Raw genomic sequence first — 24076 nt, forward strand, 5'->3', positions numbered from 1 at the left:
GTTGACGTGCGGTTTATTACGTTCAAACTTTTCCTTAGCCATGATGGCCTCCTTTTGTTTCGAGAGGGGCACGCAACGGCTGCGGACCCCTCAATTTTTTGACGCTTACGCGTATTTCGCCTGGATCTCGTCGGAGATGTTCTGCGGCACCGGATCGTAGTGATCGAACTGCATGGTGAACTGGGCGCGGCCCGAGCTCATCGAACGCAGGGTGTTGATGTAGCCGAACATGTTCGCCAGCGGCACAAACGCGTCGATGGCGATTGCGTTGCCGCGGTTCTCCTGGCCGGACACCTGGCCGCGGCGGGAGGTGAGGTCGCCGATGATGCCGCCGGTGTATTCTTCCGGGGTGATCACTTCGACCTTCATGATCGGTTCCAGCAGCTTGGCGCCGGCTTTCTTCATGCCTTCGCGCATGCCCATGCGGGCGGCGATTTCGAAGGCCAGAACGCTGGAGTCAACGTCGTGGAACTTACCGTCGATCAGGGCAACCTTGAAGTCGATCACGGGGAAGCCGGCCAGCGGGCCAGAGTCCATGACAGACTGGATGCCTTTTTCAACACCGGGGATGTATTCCTTCGGAACCGCACCGCCAACGATGCGGGATTCGAAGGAGTAGCCTTCGCCGGCTTCGGTCGGCGAGATGATCATCTTCACTTCGGCGAACTGACCCGAACCACCCGACTGTTTCTTGTGGGTGTAGGAGTGCTCGACCTCTTTGGAGATGGTCTCGCGGTAGGCCACCTGCGGCGCACCGATGTTGGCTTCAACCTTGAACTCGCGCTTGAGGCGGTCAACCAGGATGTCCAGGTGAAGTTCGCCCATGCCCTTCATGATGGTCTGACCGGACTCGATGTCGGTCTCCACGCGGAAGGACGGGTCTTCGGCGGCCAGACGGCCCAGACCCTGGGACATTTTCTCCTGGTCGGCCTTGGTTTTCGGCTCAACCGCGATCTCGATCACCGGATCCGGGAAGGTCATGGTTTCCAGAACAACCGGGTCGTTGACGGCGCAGAGGGTGTCACCGGTGGTGGTGTCCTTCAGGCCTGCCAGCGCGATGATGTCGCCTGCGAACGCTTCGGTGATTTCCTCGCGGTCGTTGGAGTGCATCATCATCATCCGGCCGACGCGCTCTTTCTTACCCTTGGTGGAGTTCAGAAGAGTGTCGCCCTTGTTCATGACGCCGGAGTAGATCCGGGTGAAGGTCAGCGAGCCGACGAAGGGGTCGTTCATGATTTTGAACGCCAGGCCGGAGAACGCCATGTCATCGTCCGCACGGCGGGCAATGTTACGCTCTTCGGTTTCGTCACCGGGTTTGAAGCCCATGTAGTCGACAACGTCCAGCGGGCTGGGCAGGTAGTCGATCACGGCGTTCAGCAGCGGCTGCACACCTTTGTTCTTGAACGCGGAACCGCCCAGAACCGGAACAAATGCCAGTTCCAGAGTACCTTTGCGCAGCAGTTTGCGCAGGGTCGCAACGTCGGGCTCTTCGCCTTCCAGGTAGGCTTCCATGGCGTCGTCGTCCATTTCGACGGCCGCTTCCACCATTTTGCCGCGCCATTCGTCAGCCATGTCTTTCAGGCTGTCGCGGATCGGAGCTTTGACCCAGGATGCGCCCAGGTCTTCGCCCTGCCACAGCCATTCTTCCATGTTGACCAGGTCAACCAGGCCTTCCAGCTCGTTCTCAGCGCCGATCGGAACACCAACCGGAACCGCGCGGGCGCCGGTACGGTCTTCGATCATGTTGACGCAGTTGAAGAAGTCGGCGCCGATTTTGTCCATCTTGTTGACGAACACCATCCGCGGAACCTTGTAGCGGTCAGCCTGACGCCACACGGTTTCGGTCTGGGGCTCAACACCGGCGTTTGCGTCGAGAACGCAGACGGCACCGTCGAGAACCGCCAGCGAACGCTCAACTTCGATGGTGAAGTCAACGTGGCCGGGGGTGTCGATGATGTTCAGGCGGTGCTTGGGCGAGTCGGCGGTCTGACCGTCTTCGGTGCGTTCCCAGAAAGTGGTGGTCGCAGCCGAGGTGATGGTGATGCCGCGTTCCTGCTCCTGCTCCATCCAGTCCATGGTGGCTGCACCGTCGTGCACCTCACCGATGTTGTGGGATTTGCCAGTGTAATACAGGATGCGCTCGGAGCAGGTGGTTTTACCTGCATCGATGTGCGCCATGATACCGAAGTTACGGTACAGTTCGAGCGGATATTCGCGTGCCATAGGTCTGTGTCCTCCGGCTTACCAGCGATAGTGCGAGAAGGCTTTGTTCGCCTCTGCCATCTTGTGGGTGTCTTCGCGCTTCTTGACCGCGGTGCCACGGGACTGGACAGCGTCCAGCAGCTCGCCTGCGAGGCGCTCTTCCATGGTGTTCTCGTTGCGGCCGCGGGCGGCGGTGATCAGCCAGCGGATGGCCAGCGCTTCACGGCGCTCGGGGCGGACTTCAACCGGAACCTGGTAGGTCGCACCGCCAACACGGCGGGAGCGGACCTCAACGGACGGCTTAACGTTGTCCAGCGCTTCGTGGAACACTTCCACCGGGGCGCGCTTGATCTTGGTCTCAACGCGGTCCAGCGCGTTGTAGACGATTTTCTCTGCAACCGACTTTTTGCCGTCGATCATCAGGTTGTTCATGAACTTGGTCAGAACGCGGTCGCCGAACTTGGCGTCGGGCAGAACTTCGCGTTTTTCGGCGGCGTGACGACGTGACATATCAGCCTCTCCTTCTTACTTAGGACGCTTCGCGCCGTACTTCGAACGGCGTTGCTTACGGTCTTTAACGCCCTGGGTATCCAGAACACCGCGCAGGATGTGGTAACGGACACCCGGAAGGTCTTTTACACGGCCGCCGCGGATCAGAACCACGGAGTGTTCCTGAAGGTTGTGGCTTTCACCGGGGATGTAGGAGATCACTTCGAAGCCGTTGGTCAGGCGGACCTTCGCAACTTTCCGCATAGCGGAGTTCGGTTTCTTCGGAGTGGTGGTGTACACGCGGGTGCAGACGCCGCGCTTCTGCGGGCACTGCTCGAGGTGCTGGGACTTCGAAACTTTACGTTTCGGCTGACGCGGCTTGCGGATCAGCTGCTGGATCGTTGGCATTCAGGTATTCCCCGTTTCGCAACTTGTCATGCACGCCGGCGCGTGCGGGTGATTTCGCTGCACCTGTGCGTCCACAAGCGCAAAAACCGCAATCGCTCCCATTCCGAGGTGAGACGACGCGGTGAGGTTACAGAGGGCCAGGGTGGTAAAGGTGCCCAGGCCTTGAGACACTGCAATTTTGAATTCGGCTTTCGAAGACGCACTCCGGGTGCCGGATAGGCGCGCGTATATGGGGAGTCGCGCAGGTTGTCAACAGCGGCCGGGGCGTGGCGCTTGCCCTGGGGCAGGCGGGCCTGCATAGTCGCCGCAGCGGATTTTGGCAAAAGCGGATTTCAGCATGCAAGTCATCGGATTGTGCCGGTTTTCCTACCCGGCGATTGGCGGCTTTCAAATCGAGCATGAAACGATCGAGGAGCGCATCGCCTATCTCTATGCCGAAGAGCGGATGGAGGAGCGGTTCCGGCTGCTGGAAACCGTCGCCCTGCCCGGCCTGCGCAAGCAGAGCGACCAGGATTTCGATCTGATCATGCTGATCGGGAAAAGCCTGCCCCGCAGACACCTCGAGCGGCTGCACGATCTGACAGCCGGTATGCCGCAGGTGGCCGTCCACGCGGAGCCGCCGCGCCGCCACCGGGAAGTGATGAAGGAATTGCTGAACATTGCCCGCGGCGATCTGGACAAGCCCTGCCTGCAATTCCGGGCCGACGACGATGACGCCGTGGCCATCGATTTTGTGGAGCGGCTGCGGCAAACAGCGCAGGACTGCGCCAAGCTGTTCGAGAACAGCCCGACCGCTGCCATCGATTTCAACCGGGGCTACGTCGCGCAGTTTGGTGCAGCAGGCATTGAGGCAGAGCCCGCCATCAGCCCCTATGCGACCGCCGCACTGGGGATGTATGCGGCCTCAGGTGTGCGCCGCACGATCATGAATTTCGCGCACCACCGGATCCACCACCATATGCCTTCGGTCACAATCACCGATTCCCCGATGTGGGTCCGCAGCCATAACGGGTTCAACGACTCGCGCCAGCGCCGGGCCAAACCAGTGGAAACCCTGCCGCTGACCGATGCGCAGAGGGCTGAGTTTGAAACCCGTTTTGCGATCCGGGAGGATCACGTCAAAGAGGTGTTCAAACCCTAGCGGCGCGCGCTATGCCTTGGCCCTGCGGGCCTGGCGGCGCTCCCGGTAAAGGGTGAATATGCCGGCGCCCGCGACAATGGCGGCACCCGCCAGAGTCAGCAGATCCGGCCATTCGCCGAACACCGCCCAGCCCAGGATCAGCGCCCAGATCAGGCCGCTGTAGCGGAACGGAGCAACCACCGCGACCTCGCCCACCCGCATGGTCATCACCGAAAACAGGTAGCCTGCGAGGATAAACAGCGCCGCGCCCATCAGGGCCATGATTTCGGTGCTGCCCATCGGCTGCCACTCCGTGGTTGCCGAAGCCGCGATGCCGAACAGCAGCACCGACACCGAGGCCGAGAGGGTCACGGTCATTGACGGCACCTCGGGCGGCATCCGCCGGGTGACCAGATCGCGGGCGGTGATGCAGGCAACGGCGGCCAGCGCATAGAGGGCGCCTTCGCTGAACCCTTCGGGCCCCGGGCGCACGATCAGAAGCATGCCGCAGAACCCCACCGCAATGGCCGCCAGCCGGCGCCAGCCGACCGGCTCCTGCAGGAACAGCGCTGCGCTGAGGGTCACCGCCAGCGGCAGAACCTGCAGAACCGCGGTGACATTGGCGATCGGCATCAGCATCAGCGCGGTGAGGAACAGATAGGTGTTGGCAACTTCGAACACGCAGCGCAAAGCCAGCATCCCCCAGGCCGCTCCGGAGAGGTTCAGGCGCAGGCTGCCGAGCCGCAGCGCCAGCAATAAGATCAGGCAGCTGGCTGCCAGCCCGCGGATGGTCAGGATCTGCGGCAAGGGCAGCGCGCCGCCCACCAGTTTCACCAGCGTGTCGTTGAAGGTATAAGCCGCCATGCTGCCCGCCATCAGCAGCGCTCCGGTCTGGTTGGGCGTCATTGCAGCAGATCCTTCAGCTCGTCCGAGGTGAAGCCGAAATGCTGCTGCAAAGCGGCTTCGACGTGTTTCGGACGCCATTTTCCGGTCAAGCCCATCTTGGCCGGGTTCGACTTGTTGTCGCCGTGAATGGTCCGGATGAAAGCCGGCACGGTCGCATCTGAAAACGTATTGCAGTGCTGGGCGATTTTCCGGTGGTTGTAGGTATAGGGATTGCTGGTGTGCCCCGCCGGTGCTGCCAGCGCCAGGCCGGCAGAAAGGGGCGAGCGCTCGCAGGTGTCGAAGACGCGGGCGCCGCTGGCACCCTTTTCCAGATAGAAGCCGCGGTTATGGGCAATGAAGAAAGGCGTCTCCCCGCCCCCTTGCAAGGGGATCATACCGCGGGCAATGCCCTTGGTCCGTTTGACGAAATCCTTGTCCACCGCGTCATCGTCATCCAGCCGGAACAGGAGGTGGTGGGTGGCCCGGCGCAGGTTGACCAGGCCAAAGGCCTCTTTCAGCTGCTGGTAGTGGATTTTCGGCGCCACCCCATGGCAGAGGATATTGCCGTATGGCCCGGTCAGCGCCAGCAGCCGCTTCAGATAGGGTTCCGGCAAATCGGCCGATGTCAGAACGATCAGCCGGAAGCTGGGGTCGCTTTGCTGGTTCAGGGAGCGCAGGCAAAGCTGCTCGAACAAGCGGAACCGCAGCTCCATCCGGTCCGGCGAGAACAGATGCGCCGCTTTTTCTTCGAGGCTGTCGAACCGCTCTGAATAATAATCAGTGCTGAGCACGGAAAACCGCACCAGACCGATCATCCGCAGCCTCAGATCCATTCCCGCTCCCTGCCCTTTGGGCCTGTGTTCTGTCCGGGTCCCGCTTTGCACAACAGATAGCCGGGGCGGAAGAAATGAAAAAGCCCCCGCGTGATGTCACGCGGGGGCTTTTCTGAAGCTATGCAGCCGGGGCTTAGTCGCGGCTCTCCGGGGTTTCGACCAGGATATCCAGATCGTCGCCGCCGCCCATCACGTCCTCGTCCATCACCGGCGCAGCCAGGGCTGCAGCGGCTTCGGCTTCTTCGCGGCGGGCTTCCAGAACCACATTGTCGCGGCCCTGTGCAATCGAGCGAACAGCCTGGGTCGCGCCGCCGGTGCCGGCCGGGATCAGGCGGCCCACGATGACGTTCTCCTTGAGGCCGACCAGCTTGTCCTTCTTGCCCTGCACCGAAGCCTCGGTGAGGACCCGGGTGGTCTCCTGGAAGGAGGCCGCCGAGATGAAGGAGCGGGTCTGCAGCGACGCCTTGGTGATGCCGAGCAGGATCGGTTCGCCTTGAGCCGGGCGCTTGCCGCGGGCCAGCGATTTCTCGTTGGCTGCGTCAAACTCCTGCTTGTCGACGTGTTCGCCTTTCAGCAGCGTGGTGTCGCCGGAGTCGGAGATCTCCCACTTCTGCAGCATCTGGCGGACGATCACCTCGATGTGCTTGTCGTTGATCTTCACACCCTGCAGGCGGTAGACGTCCTGGACCTCGTCGATCATGTAGTTCGCCAGTGCCTCGACACCCATGATGGACAGGATGTCATGCGGCGCCGGGTTGCCGTCCATGATGTAGTCGCCCTTCTGGACAAAGTCGCCTTCCACAACCGGGATGTGCTTGCCCTTGGGGACCATGTATTCGACGGGCTCGAGCGAGTCGTCCACAGGATCAATCGCGATGCGGCGCTTGTTCTTGTAGTCGCGGCCAAAGCGCACGTGGCCATCGATTTCGGCGATGATCGCGTGATCCTTCGGACGGCGGGCTTCGAACAGTTCCGCAACGCGCGGCAGACCACCGGTGATGTCCTTGGTCTTGGCGCCTTCACGCGGGATACGCGCAACAACGTCGCCAGCCATGACCTGCTGCCCGTCCTCGCAGGACAGGATCGCATCCACGGACATCGGGTAGGTCACCGGGTTGCCTTGATCATTGCGCACCGGCTCGCCGTTGCTGTCGACCAGGATGATCTCCGGCTTCAGGTCGGAGCCCTTCGGAGCCGCACGCCAGTCGATCACGATCTTCTGGGTCATGCCGGTGGCTTCGTCGGTCTCGTCGCGGACTGCCAGGCCCGAGATCAGGTCCACGTATTTCGCGGTACCCGGCTTCTCGGCGATGATCGGCAGGGTGTAGGGGTCCCATTCGAACAGCTTGTCGCCGCGCGCAACATCCTGGCCTTCCTTGACGAACAGCTTGGAGCCGTAGCCCAGCTTGTGGCTGGCGCGCTCTTCGCCGTGCTCGTCCTGGATGATCAGCTTCATGTTGCGGCCCACAACCAGGGTCTCGCCGTTGGCGTTGACCAGGGTGTTGGGCATTTCGAAGACGATCTTGCCTTCCTGCGAGGCTTCCAGGAACGACTGCTGTCCGCCCTGGGCAACGCCGCCGATGTGGAAGGTCCGCATGGTCAGCTGGGTGCCGGGTTCACCGATCGACTGCGCCGCGATGATGCCGACGGCCTCGCCGGTGTTCACCTGCGTGCCGCGGGCCAGGTCACGGCCGTAGCACATGGCGCAAACGCCCTCTTCCGATTCACAGGTCAGCGGCGAGCGGATGCGGGTCGACTGCACGCCGGCCTCTTCCACGGCGTCGGACATGCGTTCGTCGATCAGCTGGCCTGCAGCCACGATGATCTCTTCGGTGCCGGGACGCTTGATGTCGTCGGCAGCCACACGGCCCAGGATACGCTCACCCAGGGTCGCCACGACTTCACCGTCGTTGACAGCCGCTTCGGCGGTGATCGCACGCTCGGTGCCGCAGTCGTGGTCGCGCACGATGCAGTCCTGCGCCACGTCCACCAGACGGCGGGTCAGGTAACCCGAGTTCGCCGTCTTAAGCGCGGTATCCGACAGACCCTTACGGGCACCGTGGGTCGAGTTGAAGTACTCGAGAACGGTCAGGCCTTCTTTAAAGTTCGAGATGATCGGGGTCTCGATGATGTCGCCGTTCGGCTTGGCCATCAGGCCGCGCATGCCGCCCAGCTGCTTCATCTGAGTAACCGAGCCACGCGCACCGGAGTGGGCCATCATGTAGACCGAGTTGGGTTCCTTGTCGGAGCCGTCCTCGTTCTTCTGAACCGCCGAGATGGAGCCCATCATCGCTTCGGTGACCTTGTCGTTACACTTCGACCAGGCATCGACAACTTTGTTGTACTTTTCGCCCTGAGTGATCAGGCCGTCCATGTACTGCTGTTCGAAGTCTTTCACCTGGTCGCGGGTGTCGTCCACGATCGGCCATTTGGTGTCGGGGATCAGCATGTCGTCCTTGCCGAACGAGATGCCCGCCTTGAACGCTTCGCGGAAGCCCATGGTCATGATCTGGTCGCAGAAGATAACCGACTCTTTCTGGCCGCAGTAGCGGTAGACGGTGTCGATGACCTGCTGAACCTCTTTCTTCCGCAGAAGACGGTTGACCAGTTCAAACGGCGCTTTGGCGTTCTTGGGCAGCAGTGCGCCCAGACGGACACGGCCCGGGGTGGTCTCAAACCGCTGAAGGACTTCGTTGCCCTCTTCGTCGATCTGAGTGATCCGCGCGGTGATCTTGGAGTGCAGGTGCACTTCGCCGGCGTCCAGCGCGTGCTGAACTTCGTCGATGGTGCCAAAGATCTTGCCTTCGCCGACCATGCCTTCGCGTTCCAGGGTCAGGTAGTAGAGACCCAGAATCATATCCTGCGAAGGAACGATGATCGGTGCGCCGTTTGCGGGCGACAGAACGTTGTTGGTCGACATCATCAGGACGCGCGCTTCCAGCTGGGCCTCAAGGCTCAGCGGGACGTGCACAGCCATCTGGTCGCCGTCAAAGTCCGCGTTAAAGGCCGAACAGACCAGCGGGTGCAGCTGGATTGCCTTGCCTTCGATCAGCGTGGGTTCGAACGCCTGGATGCCAAGACGGTGCAGCGTTGGTGCGCGGTTCAGCATCACCGGGTGCTCGCGGATCACCTCGTCCAGGATGTCCCAAACTTCGGGACGCTCTTTTTCCACCAGCTTCTTCGCCTGCTTCACGGTCGAAGACAGACCTTTGGCCTCAAGGCGCGAGTAGATGAACGGCTTGAACAGTTCGAGCGCCATCTTCTTGGGCAGACCGCACTGGTGCAGCTTGAGTTCCGGACCGGTCACAATCACCGAACGGCCGGAGAAGTCGACGCGCTTACCCAGAAGGTTCTGACGGAAGCGGCCCTGCTTGCCTTTCAGCATGTCCGAGAGCGATTTCAGCGGACGCTTGTTGGCGCCGGTGATGACGCGGCCGCGGCGGCCGTTGTCGAACAGCGCGTCAACGGATTCCTGCAGCATCCGCTTTTCGTTGCGGACGATGATGTCAGGCGCGCGCAATTCGATCAGCCGCTTCAGACGGTTGTTCCGGTTGATCACACGGCGGTACAGGTCGTTCAGGTCGGAGGTCGCAAAGCGGCCGCCGTCCAGCGGAACCAGCGGGCGCAGTTCCGGCGGAATGACCGGGATCACGGTCATGATCATCCATTCCGGACGGTTGCCCGATTCCAGGAAGGATTCCACGACTTTCAGACGCTTGATGATCTTCTTGGGCTTCAGTTCGCCGGTGGCTTCGGCCAGTTCGGCGCGCAGCTGCTCGGCTTCCGATTCCAGGTCGATCTGGGCCAGCATGTCACGGATCGCTTCAGCGCCGATGTTGGCGGTGAAGGCGTCCATGCCATAGGCATCCTGGGCGTCCATGTACTCTTCTTCGGTCATCATCTGACCATAGGTCAGGTCGGTCAGGCCCGGCTCGATGACGACGTAGTTTTCAAAGTACAGAACACGTTCCAGATCGCGCAGGGTCATGTCCAGCATCAGGCCGATGCGGGACGGCAGCGACTTCAGGAACCAGATGTGCGCAACCGGTGCGGCCAGCTCGATGTGGCCCATGCGCTCGCGGCGCACTTTCTGCAGGGTGACTTCGACGCCGCATTTCTCGCAGACGACGCCGCGGTACTTCATCCGCTTATATTTGCCGCACAGGCATTCGTAGTCTTTGATCGGGCCAAAGATGCGGGCGCAGAACAGGCCGTCGCGCTCGGGCTTGAAGGTCCGGTAGTTGATGGTCTCGGGCTTTTTGATTTCGCCATAGGACCAAGACAGGATCCGTTCCGGCGACGCCAGCGAGACTTTGATTTCATCAAAGACCTTCGGCGGGGTCAGCGGGTTGAACGGGTTGTTGGTGATTTCCTGGTTCATTTTGATACCTCAAATCTTGCGGAAGGGGGGACGGGAGAAGGGCGCGGGGCCCTTACTCCTCAACCTCCGCATCCAGGAGTTCCATGTTCAGGCCGAGGCCGCGGACTTCTTTGACCAGAACGTTGAACGATTCCGGAACGCCCGCTTCGAAGTTGTCCTCGCCCTTGACGATCGACTCATAGACCTTGGTCCGGCCGGCGACGTCATCCGATTTGACGGTGAGCATCTCCTGCAGGGTGTAGGCGGCGCCATAGGCTTCCAGAGCCCAGACTTCCATCTCACCGAAGCGCTGACCGCCGAACTGCGCCTTACCGCCCAGCGGCTGCTGGGTGACCAGCGAGTACGGGCCGGTGGAACGCGCGTGGATCTTGTCGTCCACCAGGTGGTGCAGCTTGAGCAGGTATTTGATGCCAACGGTCACCGGACGCGCGAACTGCTCGCCGGTGCGGCCGTCGAACAGGATCGACTGGCCGGACTGGTCAAAGCCCGCACGCACCAGGGCGTTGTTGACGTCGTCTTCCTTGGCGCCGTCGAAGACCGGGGTCGCAATCGGCACACCGCGGGTCACGTTGCCTGCAGCTTCGATCAGCTCGCCTTCGGACATCGAAGCGATGCCTTCGTCATAGACGTTGTCGCCATAGGCGTGGTGCATCGCGTCACGGACCGGGGTCAGGTCGCCCGAGCGGCGGTATTCCTGCAGCGCGTCATCCACCTTGATGCCGAGGCCGCGTGCGGCCCAGCCCATGTGGGTCTCCAGGATCTGACCGACGTTCATACGCGACGGCACGCCCAGCGGGTTGAGGCAGAAGTCGACCGGGGTACCGTCGGCGAGGAACGGCATGTCCTCCATCGGCACCACTTTCGAGATCACACCTTTGTTGCCGTGACGGCCGGCCATTTTGTCGCCCGGCTGCAGCTTGCGCTTCACGGCGATGAAGACTTTGACCATCTTCATCACACCCGGCGGCAGGTCGTCGCCGCGGCGGACCTTCTCGACCTTGTCCTCGAAACGGGCGTCCAGAGCACGTTTCTGTGCTTCGTACTGCTCGTTCAGAGCCTCAACGACCTGGGCATCCTGCTCGTCCTCGAGGGCAAGCATCCACCACTGGCCGCGGGACAGAGAGTCCAGCAGGGCTTCGTCGATCGGGGCACCGGCGCGGACGCCTTTGGGGCCTTTGACCGCGGTTTTGCCCAGCAGCATGCCGCGCAGGCGCGCATAGATGTTGCGGTCCAGGATGGTCAGCTCGTCGTCCCGGTCACGGGCCAGACGTTCGACTTCCTCACGCTCGATCTGCAGCGCACGCTCGTCTTTTTCAACGCCGTGACGGTTGAAGACGCGGACTTCCACAACAGTACCGTAATCGCCCGGCTTCACGCGCAGCGAGGTGTCGCGCACGTCGGAAGCTTTTTCGCCGAAGATGGCGCGCAGCAGCTTTTCTTCCGGGGTCATCGGGCTTTCGCCCTTCGGAGTGATCTTGCCGACCAGAATGTCGCCCGGCTCCACATCGGCACCGATGTAGACGATGCCCGCCTCGTCGAGGTTGCGCAGGGCTTCCTCGCCGACGTTCGGGATGTCGCGGGTGATTTCTTCCGGCCCAAGCTTGGTGTCACGGGCGGCGACTTCAAACTCCTCGATGTGGACCGAGGTGAAGACGTCGTCGCGCGCGATGCGCTCGGAGATCAGGATGGAGTCTTCGTAGTTGTAGCCGTTCCAGGGCATGAACGCGACGACCACGTTCTTACCCAGAGCCAGTTCGCCCATATCGGTCGACGGGCCGTCGGCGATCACTTCGCCTTTCTGAACGGTGTCGCCCACCTTCACCAGCGGACGCTGGTTGATACAGGTGTTCTGGTTGGAACGCTGGAACTTGCGCATCCGGTAGATGTCAACGCCCGCGTCGCCCAGCTCCAGGTCGGAGGTGGCGCGGATCACGATACGCTGCGCATCGACCTGGTCGATGATGCCGGCACGTTTGGCCTGGATGGCCGCGCCGGAGTCGATTGCGACCTTTTCCTCGATGCCGGTGCCGACCAGCGGCGCCTCGGCGCGCAGCAGCGGAACCGCCTGACGCTGCATGTTCGAGCCCATCAGAGCGCGGTTGGCGTCGTCGTTTTCCAGGAACGGGATCAGCGAGGCTGCGACCGAGACCAGCTGCTTGGGCGAGACGTCGATCAGGTCGACGGTTTCGCGCGGCGCCAGGGTGTAGTCGCCGGACTGGCGGGTCGACACCAGGTCGTTGATGAACTTGCCGCTCTCATCCAGGGTTGCGTTCGCCTGCGCCACGGTGTGGCGCATCTCTTCGGTCGCCGACATGTAGTGCACTTCGTCGGTCACCTGGCCTTCATTCACAACGCGGTAGGGCGTTTCGATGAAGCCGTATTTGTTGACGCGCGCAAAGGTGGCCAGCGAGTTGATCAGACCGATGTTCGGGCCTTCCGGCGTTTCAATCGGGCACATCCGGCCATAGTGGGTCGGGTGAACGTCGCGGACCTCAAAGCCGGCGCGCTCGCGGGTCAGGCCGCCCGGGCCAAGCGCCGAGAGGCGGCGTTTGTGGGTGACTTCCGACAGCGGGTTGGTCTGGTCCATGAACTGCGACAGCTGCGAGGAGCCGAAGAATTCACGCACGGCAGCCGCAGCAGGCTTCGCGTTGATCAGATCCTGCGGCATCACGGTGTCGATCTCAACGGAGGACATCCGCTCTTTGATCGCACGCTCCATGCGCAGCAGGCCGACGCGGTACTGGTTTTCCATCAGCTCGCCGACGGAACGCACGCGACGGTTGCCCAGGTGGTCGATGTCGTCGACATCGCCGCGGCCGTCACGCAGGTCGACCAGCGCCTTGATACAGGCGACGATGTCTTCCTTGCGCAGGGTGCGCTGGGTGTCTTCGGCGTCGAGCGCAAGGCGCATGTTCATTTTCACGCGGCCAACGGCGGACAGGTCGTAACGCTCGGAGTCGAAGAACAGGGTGTCGAACAGGGCCGACGCGGCTTCGACGGTGGGCGGCTCGCCCGGGCGCATCACGCGGTAGATGTCCATCAGCGCGCTGTTGCGGTCCAGGTTCTTGTCCTGCGCCATGGTGTTGCGCATGTAGGGGCCGACGTTGACGTTGTCGATGTCCAGAACCGGAATGTCGGTGATGCCTGCGTCCAGCAGCTCTTTCAGGGAGCCGCCGATCAGTTCGCCGTCCTTGTCGTATTCCAGGGTCAGTTCATCACCGGCTTCGACGTAGATGGCGCCGTTGTCTTCGTTGATGATGTCCTTGGAGACATATTTGCCGACGATGTGCTCGAAGGGAACCAGCAGCTCGGTGATGGTGCCTTCTTCGATCATCTTCTTGACGGCGCGCGGGGTGACCTTCTTGCCGGCTTCGCAGATGATCTCGCCGGTGGCGGCGTCGACCAGGTCGTAGGTCGGGCGGGTGCCGCGCACGCGTTCCGGGAAGAACGGGGTGACCCAGCCGCGGGACTTTTCCAGCTTGAACTGCACGGTGTTGTAATAGGCATCCATGATGCCTTCCTGGTCCAGGCCCAGGGCGTACAGCAGGGTGGTCACCGGCAGTTTGCGGCGGCGGTCGATACGGGCAAAGACGATGTCCTTGGCGTCGAACTCGAAGTCCAGCCAGGAGCCGCGGTACGGGATGATGCGGCAGGCGAACAGCAGCTTGCCCGAGGAGTGGGTCTTGCCTTTGTCGTGGTCGAAGAACACGCCCGGCGAACGGTGCATCTGGGACACGATCACGCGCTCGGTGCCGTTCACGATGAAGGTGCCATTCGGGGTCATCAGGGGCATGTCGCCCATGAAGACGTCCTGTTCCTTGATGTCCTTCACCGACTTGGCGCCGGTGTCTTCGTCCACATCAAACACGATCAGGCGCAGGGTGACCTTCAGCGGCGCGCTGTAGGTCATGTCGCGCTGCATGCACTCTTCGACGTCGTACTTCGGCTTTTCGAACGAGTACTTCACGAACTCCAGAACGGAGGTTTCGTTGAAGTCCTTGATCGGGAAGACCGACTGGAAGACGCCTTTGATGCCTTCGCCGTCAAGCGGCTCTGCTGCATCGCCGGAGCGCAGGAACAGATCGTAGGAAGATTTCTGCACCTCGATGAGGTTCGGCATCTCCAGCACTTCGCGGATTTTGCCGTAGTATTTGCGTAGACGTTTCTGGCCAAGGAACGATTGAGCCATGTCAGATGTCACCTTTCGAGTTCTCACCGGTCAAGGTTGCCGCCGGGCCCCGGCACCTTGCCCATACGAGACAGCGCGTTCGGATCAATTCATGGCCACCGTCCCGAAGGCAGCCTCCCGATCCCTTGAACCTCGCCTGAAAAAACGCCCCGGACTTAGGGCCCTTTCTAAGACAGGTTCGGCTGGGCCCGGAAAAATCCGGACCCAGCCAAATTTCGATGCATCAGCGATGCACCAGAAGACGGGCTTAGGCCAGCTCGACTTCTGCGCCAGCTGCTTCCAGCTTGCCTTTGATCTCTTCGGCTTCGGCTTTGTCGATGCCTTCTTTGATCTTGCCGCCTGCTTCGACCAGCTCTTTGGCTTCTTTCAGGCCCAGGCCGGTGATGCCGCGGACTTCTTTGATCACGTTGATCTTGGAAGCGCCGGCGTTCTTCAGAACGACGTCGAATTCGGTCTTTTCTTCTTCAGCTGCACCGCCGGCGTCGCCGCCAGCTGCCATGACAACTGCGCCGCCTGCTGCGGGCTCGATGCCGTATTCGTCTTTCAGGATGGTTTTCAGTTCTTGTGCTTCCAGCAGGGTCAGACCCACGATGCTTTCTGCGAGTGCTTTCAGATCAGCCATTGTATCAGCTCTTTCCGTTTACAGTATGTGTGTTCCAACGTGCGGGATGTTTCCCCACGCCAGTCATTCAGTGCCAACCGCTTACGCAGCTTCCGCCTTCTCTTCGATGGTCGAAAGGATGCTTGCGATGTTGCTTGCAGGTGCGCCAATTGCGCCGGCGATGTTCGAAGCAGGTGCGCCAATGCAGCTTGCGATCTGAGCGATGAGCTCGTCGCGGGACGGCATTTTGGACACAGTTTCGACGCCTGCGCGGTCCAGAGCATTCTCACCCATTGCACCGCCAAGGATCTCAAACTTTTTGTTTTCCTTGGCGAAGTCCTCGGCCACTTTTGCAGCGGACACGGGGTCTTCCGAATAGGTCAGAACGGTCATCCCTGTCAGCAGGTCGGCCATGCTTTCACACGGCTTACCCTCGAGGGCGATTTTGGCGAGCCTGTTCTTGGCAACACGCACGGAGCTGTTCGCGTCACGGGCACGTGCGCGCAGATCCTGCATCTCGGCAACTGTCAGACCGGCGTAGTGAGCAACCACCACGACGCCAGAGCTTTCGAAGATCTGGCCGAGTTCCTCGACCACTTTCTCTTTCTGGGCTCTATCCACAGTTCTCTCCAAGTTAGGGATGACATGCATCCCGGCTCATATTTGCCGATCCCGAAGAACCGGCGTTCAGGTCCGTTTTACGGGATGAGCCAAAGTCGCCCGAGGGAATGAAAACCCTCGATCTTCCTGGTCTTACCCGTCTCAGGAGGGAAATTAAGGCCCGATCGAAAGGCCACCCACCATCTTGGACGAAATGCAAAACAGCGCACGACGAATCGCACGCTGGGCTGCAGGAGTGTCTTTAGAAGGTTTTAGGGAGTTTTCCAACTCCTAATCGGGCACCCTGCAAAGCTGAGCGCCCTGTATTTTGAGGCGGGACCCTAACACGACTCCGCGAAAAACGCAAAAGAGCGGCCGGCAGCGCCCGTGCAGCCCCCAAACCGATGAGCGGAACGGATCGCGCAAAGCGAAACGAAAAGGCCCGGGCTGCTTGCGCGGCCCGGGCCCTGAAAGGGTAACGCGAGGGTCCGATTACTCGGAAACAGCGTTGTCCACGTCAACCGTGATGCCCGGACCCATGGTCGAGGACAGGTTGATCTTTTTCATGTAAGCGCCTTTTGCGCCCGACGGCTTGGCTTTGGCCACGGCCGACACAAATGCGCGGACGTTTTCGACCAGCTTGGCTTCGTCGAAGGAGGCTTTGCCGACGCCTGCGTGCACAACGCCGCCTTTTTCAGCTTTGAACTGGACTTCGCCGCCCTTGGCTGCTTCCACGGCCGCTTTCACGTCCATGGTCACGGTGCCGACTTTCGGGTTCGGCATCAGGTTGCGCGGGCCCAGGATTTTGCCCAGACGGCCGACGATCGGCATCATGTCCGGGGTTGCGATGCAACGGTCAAAGTCCAGGTTGCCGGCCTGAATGGATTCCATCAGGTCTTCGGCGCCGATCACGTCTGCGCCTGCTTCCTTGGCTTCGTCTGCTTTCGGGCCGCGGGCGAAGACTGCAACGCGCATGTCTTTGCCGGTGCCGTTCGGCAGGCCGACCACGCCGCGGACCATCTGGTCTGCGTGGCGGGTGTCGACGCCCAGGTTCATGGCGATTTCAACGGTCTCGTCGAATTTGGTGGTTGCGTTGGCTTTCACCAGGGCAACTGCTTCTTCCACGGACAGGTTTTCTTTGCCTGCGAAAGCTTCGCGCGCGGCGCGGGTGCGTTTACCGAGCTTTGCCATCTTACTTCACCTCGATGCCCATGGAGCGGGCGGAGCCCAGGATGATCTGCATTGCCGCGTCGATGTCGTTGGCGTTCAGATCTTTCATCTTGGCTTCGGCGATTTCTTTCACCTGGGCCACGGACACGGTGCCGACGGTCTCGCGCGACGGGTTGTTCGCGCCGGATTTAATCTTGGCAGCCTTCTTCAGGTAGTAAGACGCGGGCGGCGTCTTGATGTCCATGGTGAAGGACTTGTCCTGATAGTAGGTGATCACGGTCGGGCACGGCGCGCCGGGCTCCATGTCTGCGGTCTTGGCGTTGAACGCCTTGCAGAATTCCATGATGTTGATGCCGCGCTGACCCAGGGCCGGGCCGACGGGCGGAGAGGGGTTTGCCTGACCTGCAGGAACCTGCAGCTTCATCGAACCAACAAGCTTCTTAGCCATTTGGTTTTCCTTTCAACTCGAGTGAAACGCGTTTCACCCAGTGCATGTTGCGTGGTCGGATTTCAGGATCGCGATCCCTTGATCTCCCACGAGAGAATCTCGCCCGAAGGCGATATGGGCGGCATGTACAGGGGAACGCAGGGGGTGACAAGGCGCAATTTGTGTTGTCTATCCGGCCTTGGCGAGAGCAAATTAGGCACCGTGAAGTTCAATCAGGCAAGAGTTTTCGGGATTCTCCAAATGCTACGCATAAACCTCTTTCTTCTTATACTCGTGTTTCTGCCCCTGCCTGCAACTGCCGAAAACCTTGGCATCAAATTCTCGGAAATCCGAGTAGGGACGGAATTTCACTATGACAGCATAGGCGGCGGAGGCTCCTGGCTTGCTCGTTATGCGGGCATGATTGCAGGGCGGCACGTAATGAAAAAGTATTCTGTCCGCCGCGGCACTCCTGAGCCCGAGCCTTATTGGGTAGAATACTACAATCGGGACGGGCTTCTGGTTCAGCGGGAGAAGTTAAGGTTTCACCAGAGACACACTTTTGAACCCTATGACTGCAATCAATCTGGCAGCAAAACCTGCACACACCGCCGCTCTGTCGCAGACATGAGAACGGGCAAACTCCGAAGCTCTTACTTAAAGCACTTTGAAGCCCGTGGGAGCCAACGGAACCGGTTGGTGATCCGGAATGCGAACACCAACAGGCTAAAGGCGCGTTACCACAGAAACGAGCTCAACATCATCACGAAGAAGCGCCACATCACCAAAGATCTCAATGATGGCTATAAGCTTATACGGATAGTGGCGCCTTCAGACTGAAAAGCCCGGACACATGGTCCGGGCAATTGCAAATTCCGCTGAGAAGTTTCTAGCCCGCAAGAGCGGGCTATCTGCCCGCCAATCCGTCACCCCTGCTTGGTGACCTGGGTAAAGTCCAGCTCCACCGGGGTTTCGCGGCCGAAGATGGACACGGTGACCTTGAGCTTCTGGTTGTCGTCGTCGACCTCTTCGACCATGCCGTCGAAATCCTCGAACGGGCCGTCGTTGACCTTGACCTTCTCGCCAACCTCGAAGGAGATCAGGGTGCGCGGCGCCTCGACGCCTTCCTCGACGCGGCCCAGGATGCCCTGCACCTCGGCGTCGCGCATCGGCATCGGGCGGCCCTGCGGGCCCAGGAAGCCGGTGACGCGGTTGATCGAGGAAATCAGGTGATAGCCGCGGTCGGACATCTCCATGTGCACCAGCACGTAGCCGGGCATGAAGCGGCGCTCGGTCGAGACCTTCTTGCCGCGGCGGATCTCGATCACCTCTTCGGTCGGGACCAGAACCTCGTCGATCTCGTCCTCAAGGCCCTGTTCTGCGACCGAGGTGCGGATCTGCTCTGCGATTTTCTTTTCGAAGTTCGAAAGAACGCTGACCGAATACCACCGTTTCGCCATGAACCGTCGTCCTTGTGTTGCCGGGCCGGCCGTTGCCGCGCCGCCGCCTGATCATCCTGTTGCAGCCAAAGCTGCGCTCTCCAACAAAAAGCGGCGTGCAACCCGAATCGCCGCACGCCCGCCTCAAATCTTATGGTTCAGGTACCGCCCATTGCTGGCAAGATCAAGTGCTGCGCAGCAACGGCCGCCCTGAAGCCGGTCGTCTGCCGCAGGCTTAGCCGAACATCCCCAGGAGCCCTTGCAGGCCCCAGCGGATCAGCAGATCGACCAGCGCAAAGAACACCGCGGTGAGCGCCGCCATGATGAACACCATGACTGTGGTCAGCAGCACCTCACGCCGGGTCGGCCAGACGACCTTAGACACTTCGGCACGGACCTGCTGAATGAACTGAACTGGGTTGATAGTCGCCATACTGGGGGTGTCTCTCTGCTAGCAGTGGGGGCGATTTAACCCTTGCGCCAGGCAAATTCAAGCCCCGCCTCAGGGGGAGCGCAGCCAGAGCGGGCCCGGTCAATCCAATTTTAATCCACTTCCTGCAAAACTGTCCGCAGCAGCCCCGGCAGAATGACAGCGCCGCGTGGGCATAACCCGTGTGTTTTAATGAGATAGGATGCCATGACACCTGCATATTCCTTGTCCCAGGCCGAACAGTTCGAACGCGATTCCAAACTCGAAGATGCGGTGCTCGCCTATTCCGGAATCCTCGCCCGCAATCCGAAGAACGCGCGGGCGCTGCAGGCGCTGGACTCGCTGCGCGGCCGCCTGCGGGCGCAGCGGGAGCCGTCGGCCGACACCAAGGCGGAACTGGAAGCCGCGCTGGCCGCCGGGCATCATTTTGATGCTGCCGAAAGCTGCGGCGCCCTGCTCAAGACTTTCCGGGACTCGCATTTCCTGTGGGACTTCCTGGGCCGCTGCCACCTGGCCGCCGAGCATCTGGACAATGCCGCGACCTGCTTCAACAAGGCCTGCGGGCTGGATCCGAAGGCGGCGGGCACCTATGCCGCAATGGGCCGTGTCCATATGGCGCGCGGCCAGCTGGACAACGCCATGGCCCTGTTCCAGAAGGCCCTGGGCCTGGATGCGGACTGCCTGCCTGCCCTGCACAGCAAGGCCGAAGCGCTGACGGAACAAGGCAAAACCGCCGAAGCCGCCGCCGCGCTGCGCCAGGCGGTCTCCCTGGCTCCGGAGGACGCTTCCGTGCATATGACCCTGGCAGGGCTGCTGCGCGCACAGGGCGCGCGTGAGGAGGCCGGGACGCATTATGCGCTGGCAGCCCGGCTGGCGCCGGACCTGGCTGAAGCACATTTCCAGCTTGGCCTGCTGCACGAGGAAGACGGCCGGTATGCTGATGCACTGCCCTGCTTTGACCGGATTCTGCAGAATGCCCCGGCCGACGACCGCGCCCGCACCCGGCGCCTGCATGTCCTGGCCATGCTCAATGACTGGCGCTGGCAGCAGGAGTACGGGGATTACCGGCGGCTGCTCGGGTTCAGGGGAAGCGGCTGCGACCCCAGCGCCCTGATGCTGATGGAAGACAACCCCGATCTGCTGCGGGCCCGCGCTCAGGCTTATGCAAGCGATCTGTTCCCTGCCGCCGAACTGCAACCCGCCGCTCCTCCCTCGCACCGGCCGCAGAAGCTGCGCATCGGGTACATTTTCTCCAGCCGTCAGGCGGAAGCGGCGGTGCGCCAGCACGCTCCCATGCTTGCTGCTCACGACCGTGCGCGGTTCGAAATCCACGCTTATGCCATTGGCCCCGGCCTGGCTGCGGAGACAGCAGAAGAACTCCGCCAGACAGTATCCAGCCTGCAAAGCTTCGGCGGCCTTTCAAAAGAGGCAATGATTGCTGCCATCAAGTCCGACGCCCTGGATATCGCGGTGGATCTCACGGGTTATATGGAAGGCAACCGGACCCACCTGTTCGCAGCCCGGCTGGCGCCGTTGCATGTCTCCTATCCCGGCTATCCCGGCACTATGGGCACGGCCGCGTATGACTTCCTGCTCAGCGACGCCTCCGCGTGCCCGCCCGGCAGCGAGCGGTACCACAACGAATTCCTTTTGCGCCTGCCGGACAGCCACCTGGCCGTCGCCCCGGCCCCGCAGCCATCAGCCGAGCAGCCAGACCGCGCCGCCTACGGCTTGCCGGAAGATGGGTTTGTGTTCTGCTGCTTTGCCGGTGCTGGCAATATCACCCCGCTTGAATTCGGCACCTGGATGCGCCTGCTGGCAGACACTCCCGACAGCGTGCTCTGGCTGCTGGACAACGGCGATCACCCGGTCTCGAACCTGCGCCGCGCCGCGGCTGCTCAGGGGATCGACCCGGACCGGCTGGTTTTTGCCCCGGCTGCCCCGGCGGCAGAGCATCTGTCCCGCCTGCCGCTGGCTGATCTGTTCCTGGACACCTTCACCGTCAATGCCCGCGAGGCCGTCAGCGCCGCACTTGCTGCCGGTCTGCCGGTCCTGACCCTGCCCGGACAGCAGCTTGCATCCAGAACCGGCGCAAGCCTGCTGAACGCAGCCGGGCTGCCGGAACTCATTGCTGCCAGCCCTGCTGAATATGAGCAAACAGCAGCCCGCCTGGCAGCCGATCCCAAAGCCTGCTCCGCCTTGCGCCAAAAACTGCTGGAGCAGCAGGACCGCGCCCCCCTGTTCAACCTTGCGCTGTTCACCCGGCACGTCGAGGACGCCTTTGATGCCGCTTACAGCCGCTACCTTCAGGGGCTGGCCCCGGACCATCTGAACCTTTCCGGGATGGACAGCTAACGCGCCTGAACAGGCGTTTGCAGGCCTGCCTGACTGGCGGGCCTGAAGGCGTCATCCGGTATCTGGGAAATGGCAGGGGCAGCAGGGTTCGAACCCGCGACCTACGGTTTTGGAGACCGTCGCTCTACCAACTGAGCTATACCCCTGTGGTGCGGCATGTCCTACGGCAGCCACGCTGCGCTGGCAAGAGGAAAAAACGGATTTTCTGCGCCCGGCAAAGCGGTTTCCCGGCGGCAGGCTTTGCCCCGGCCGGGCGATGCAGTAAGAGGGTGTGAATTCGCAGGGCCTTGGCCCCGCCCTCCGCAGGAATGAGCCGGGATCCGTGAGCCTGAGAAAAAGAATCGCCGACAGCCCCCGGGTGAACCGCGCCATCGAGGGGCTGTTTGCCGCCTATGTGCGATTCGCCTTCCGAACCTCGCGCTGGACCCGCAGCGGCTTTGAAGAAATGGACGCCTGCGTGCGCCGCGGCGAGCCGGTGATTTTTGTGCTGTGGCACCAGCGGCTGATCATGGCGCCGTATCTGTTTGATACATCTCTGGGGCGCATCTGCGCGCTCACGTCATCGGCGCGCGCCGGGCGGCTGGCCGGGCAAATCCTGGTGCGGCTCGGATTCGAGACCATCCCGATGTCGAGCCACAAGCGCCATGTGGCGCTGTCGCGCGAAGTACTCAGGCGTACCAGGGAGGGCTGCTCGATCGGCATCGCCGCCGACGGGCCGCGGGGGCCTGCGCGGATTTCCTCGACCGTGCCGATTGTCTGGGCCCGGATGACCGGCTGCCGGGTGTTCACCGTGTCCTTTGCCGAGAAGAAGGTGATCAAGCTGCCAACCTGGGACAAGCAGATGCTGCCGCTGCCGTTTTCGCGCGGTGTGCTGTTGTGCCAGGAATGGACAGGAGAAGTGCCCAAGAAGCCCTCGGATGCAGAACTCGAGGCTCTGGTGCAGAGCCTGGGGGCGTCGCTTGATGAAATCACTGACAAGGCTGACGCAGCGACGGGACGGCAGCCGGACCGCTGAGCCGCAAGCCTAGCTTTCCGAATACCTGCCTTTGACGGAAATTGCCTTGAGGAACTGGCCGTACCGGACGAGCCTTTTGACAAAGGTCTTCACCTGGTCCCTTGGCAGTCCCAGTTCCATGGCTTTTGCAAAGGCCTGGACGGAGTCCTCAGAATGCCCTTCCGCAAGCAGAAGGCGCGCCTCCAAGTACCAGGCCCAAGGGTTTTCCTTTTCCAGCGCCAAAGCCTGGTCGGCACTGGCACGCGACAATTCCAGGTTCCCCATGTCCAGCGCAACCAGGGCTCTAAGCTCAAGGTCGTGAAAATCCGGAACTGTGCCGGCATCCTCAAAAATCCTGTCCAGCTGCGTCAAAGCCGCGGGATAATCCTGTTCATCGTGGAGCAGGCTCGCCCTCCAGTAAATCATGTAGGGGCTGAACCCGACCTGCGCCTCGGCCTTCTGCAACGTATCCAGAGCCAGACGGCGCCATCCCAGCGCGTCTTGCGCCCGCGCCTTGCGGACATAGCCATCTGCCTCTCCAGGCCGCAGCTCCACCAGGGTCTCACCGTCTTGCAGCGCTTTGCGGGAGTGCCCCAGTTTGAAGTAGGCCAGCGACCGCCTAGACAGGGCGGCGGCATAATCGGCGTCCAGCTCCAAGGCTCTGGTTGCTGCATCCAGGGTTTCCTGCCAGTTCGATAGCTCCCCTTGCACCCAGGCCACCCCGTAGTGGCCGAATTTGTTCTCCGGATTGACATTGACCGCTGTTTCAAAGGCTTCCAAAGCCTTTTCCAGTTCACCGCCATCCTCAAGCAGCCAGCCCAATTCCCGCCAGCCCCAATCAAACCGGGGCACCAGCGCCAGCCCTGCCTCCACCTGCAAAACGGCTTCATCCAGGCTGATCACCGAAGTCCGGTACCTGCTGAGCGCGAGCAAAACGAAGTTCTTCCCGGTCAGGCGAGACGCAGTCGCCTCTTCCAGATAGGACACCGCCTTGGTGTATTCCTCGTCGAAGAAAGCAAACCATCCAAGGCCGGCAAGCCCCCAGGGCGACGCCGGGTTCTGCTCTAGGATCTCATTGAAAACCGCCAGGCTTTCGCGGTCCCTGTTAAGGTCGTAGAGCGCCCAGGCAAGCGAATCCATGATGTCTTCCCATTGCCTGGGTGAAAGCCCCCCTTGATGCAGCGCTTTTTCACAGATTTGAACCAGGCGCTTGGGGCTGTCCTCGTAATCCAGGCAAAGCCGCGCATAGCTTTTTTGGGAATCCGTAATCAGAGGTTTGGCTTGCGCCAGCCCCGGCCAAGCCAGGAAGCAAATCAATGCAGCAGAGATAATCTTCATCAAATGCACCAGCAGTTCACAAAGGCACAATACCCGCCAAAGGCGAAAGTAACAGATGCTTTGCTGCGCTGGCTTCACTATTTGGCTGCACCCATCCGGTCTTGGGCCCTGCCATGCCGCATAGAAAAAGGGCCGCTCGGATGAGCGGCCCTTTCTGTCGTGCAATCAGGAGACCTGATTACTCGATGATTTTGGACACAACGCCGGCGCCGACG

General features: G+C 61.4%; 18 protein-coding genes and 1 tRNA gene. 4 read left to right on the forward strand and 15 right to left on the reverse strand.

Going from position 1 to position 24076, the window contains the following annotated elements:
* Positions 1–105: 105 nt before the first annotated feature.
* From fusA to rpsL, 3 genes are read right to left on the reverse strand one after another with little or no spacing between them, the layout of a single operon-like run.
* The gene (gene fusA, locus RA19_RS18730; protein WP_039165504.1) at positions 106–2223 is read right to left on the reverse strand and encodes an elongation factor G; all 2118 of its coding nucleotides are present in this window, start codon (positions 2221–2223) and stop codon (positions 106–108) included.
* Between the two features lie 18 nt (positions 2224–2241).
* Complete coding sequence (gene rpsG / locus RA19_RS18735) at positions 2242–2712, reverse strand: 30S ribosomal protein S7 (protein WP_039165519.1); 471 nt, start codon at positions 2710–2712, stop codon at positions 2242–2244.
* A gap of 15 nt (positions 2713–2727) precedes the next feature.
* Positions 2728–3099 carry a 30S ribosomal protein S12 gene (rpsL, locus tag RA19_RS18740; RefSeq protein WP_008204009.1) on the reverse strand — a complete coding sequence of 124 codons (372 nt, stop codon included), beginning with the start codon at positions 3097–3099 and terminating at the stop codon, positions 2728–2730.
* A gap of 337 nt (positions 3100–3436) precedes the next feature.
* On the opposite strand from rpsL, the gene RA19_RS18745 reads away from it, so the two are divergent.
* Positions 3437–4240 carry a putative rhamnosyl transferase gene (locus RA19_RS18745; RefSeq protein WP_039165524.1) on the forward strand — a complete coding sequence of 268 codons (804 nt, stop codon included), beginning with the start codon at positions 3437–3439 and terminating at the stop codon, positions 4238–4240.
* Positions 4241–4249: 9 nt separating this feature from the next.
* Here RA19_RS18745 and RA19_RS18750 read toward each other — a convergent pair whose 3' ends face one another.
* The 8 genes from RA19_RS18750 to rplK form a co-directional block, all read right to left on the reverse strand.
* On the reverse strand, positions 4250–5125 hold the full coding sequence (locus RA19_RS18750; protein WP_039165526.1) for a DMT family transporter: 876 nt from the start codon (positions 5123–5125) through the stop codon (positions 4250–4252).
* Positions 5122–5937: a glycosyltransferase gene (locus RA19_RS18755; RefSeq protein WP_039165528.1), complete on the reverse strand. Its 816-nt coding sequence runs from the start codon at positions 5935–5937 to the stop codon at positions 5122–5124. The genes RA19_RS18750 and RA19_RS18755 overlap by 4 nt, the downstream gene beginning before the upstream one ends.
* A gap of 133 nt (positions 5938–6070) precedes the next feature.
* Positions 6071–10318, reverse strand: coding sequence for a DNA-directed RNA polymerase subunit beta' (rpoC, locus tag RA19_RS18760; protein ID WP_039165531.1), 4248 nt, complete (start codon positions 10316–10318; stop codon positions 6071–6073).
* A 52-nt stretch (positions 10319–10370) separates the two neighbouring features.
* Positions 10371–14507 (reverse strand): DNA-directed RNA polymerase subunit beta, encoded by a 4137-nt coding sequence (rpoB, locus tag RA19_RS18765; protein ID WP_039165538.1) that lies wholly within the window; start codon positions 14505–14507, stop codon positions 10371–10373.
* A gap of 247 nt (positions 14508–14754) precedes the next feature.
* Positions 14755–15129 (reverse strand): 50S ribosomal protein L7/L12, encoded by a 375-nt coding sequence (gene rplL, locus RA19_RS18770; RefSeq protein WP_039165540.1) that lies wholly within the window; start codon positions 15127–15129, stop codon positions 14755–14757.
* 81 nt (positions 15130–15210) lie between these two features.
* The gene (rplJ, locus tag RA19_RS18775; protein ID WP_039165542.1) at positions 15211–15729 is read right to left on the reverse strand and encodes a 50S ribosomal protein L10; all 519 of its coding nucleotides are present in this window, start codon (positions 15727–15729) and stop codon (positions 15211–15213) included.
* A gap of 471 nt (positions 15730–16200) precedes the next feature.
* Positions 16201–16899 (reverse strand): 50S ribosomal protein L1, encoded by a 699-nt coding sequence (gene rplA, locus RA19_RS18780; protein ID WP_039134871.1) that lies wholly within the window; start codon positions 16897–16899, stop codon positions 16201–16203.
* Position 16900: 1 nt separating this feature from the next.
* Entirely contained in the window at positions 16901–17326 is a 426-nt protein-coding gene (gene rplK, locus RA19_RS18785; protein WP_039165543.1) for a 50S ribosomal protein L11, read from the reverse strand.
* 78 nt (positions 17327–17404) lie between these two features.
* Between rplK and RA19_RS18790 the strand changes: the two genes are divergently transcribed.
* Complete coding sequence (locus RA19_RS18790) at positions 17405–18145, forward strand: hypothetical protein (protein ID WP_206540295.1); 741 nt, start codon at positions 17405–17407, stop codon at positions 18143–18145.
* A gap of 86 nt (positions 18146–18231) precedes the next feature.
* On the opposite strand, the gene nusG is transcribed toward RA19_RS18790, so the two are convergent.
* Together nusG and secE are read right to left on the reverse strand one after the other, a co-directional pair.
* Positions 18232–18765 carry a transcription termination/antitermination protein NusG gene (nusG, locus tag RA19_RS18795; protein ID WP_039134879.1) on the reverse strand — a complete coding sequence of 178 codons (534 nt, stop codon included), beginning with the start codon at positions 18763–18765 and terminating at the stop codon, positions 18232–18234.
* A gap of 214 nt (positions 18766–18979) precedes the next feature.
* A complete protein-coding gene (secE, locus tag RA19_RS18800; RefSeq protein ID WP_039165547.1) occupies positions 18980–19177 on the reverse strand; it encodes a preprotein translocase subunit SecE in 198 nt (65 codons plus the stop codon).
* A gap of 204 nt (positions 19178–19381) precedes the next feature.
* On the opposite strand from secE, the gene RA19_RS18805 reads away from it, so the two are divergent.
* The gene (locus RA19_RS18805; protein ID WP_039165549.1) at positions 19382–21529 is read left to right on the forward strand and encodes a tetratricopeptide repeat protein; all 2148 of its coding nucleotides are present in this window, start codon (positions 19382–19384) and stop codon (positions 21527–21529) included.
* A gap of 70 nt (positions 21530–21599) precedes the next feature.
* Here RA19_RS18805 and RA19_RS18810 read toward each other — a convergent pair.
* A tRNA-Trp gene (locus RA19_RS18810) sits at positions 21600–21675 on the reverse strand.
* 176 nt (positions 21676–21851) lie between these two features.
* On the opposite strand from RA19_RS18810, the gene RA19_RS18815 reads away from it, so the two are divergent.
* Complete coding sequence (locus RA19_RS18815) at positions 21852–22544, forward strand: lysophospholipid acyltransferase family protein (RefSeq protein WP_039165551.1); 693 nt, start codon at positions 21852–21854, stop codon at positions 22542–22544.
* 9 nt (positions 22545–22553) lie between these two features.
* On the opposite strand, the gene RA19_RS18820 is transcribed toward RA19_RS18815, so the two are convergent.
* Positions 22554–23663, reverse strand: coding sequence for a tetratricopeptide repeat protein (locus RA19_RS18820; protein WP_193748304.1), 1110 nt, complete (start codon positions 23661–23663; stop codon positions 22554–22556).
* Positions 23664–24076 lie beyond the last annotated feature (413 nt).

Source organism: Leisingera sp. ANG-M1, from assembly GCF_000813745.1.
Classification (GTDB): domain Bacteria; phylum Pseudomonadota; class Alphaproteobacteria; order Rhodobacterales; family Rhodobacteraceae; genus Leisingera.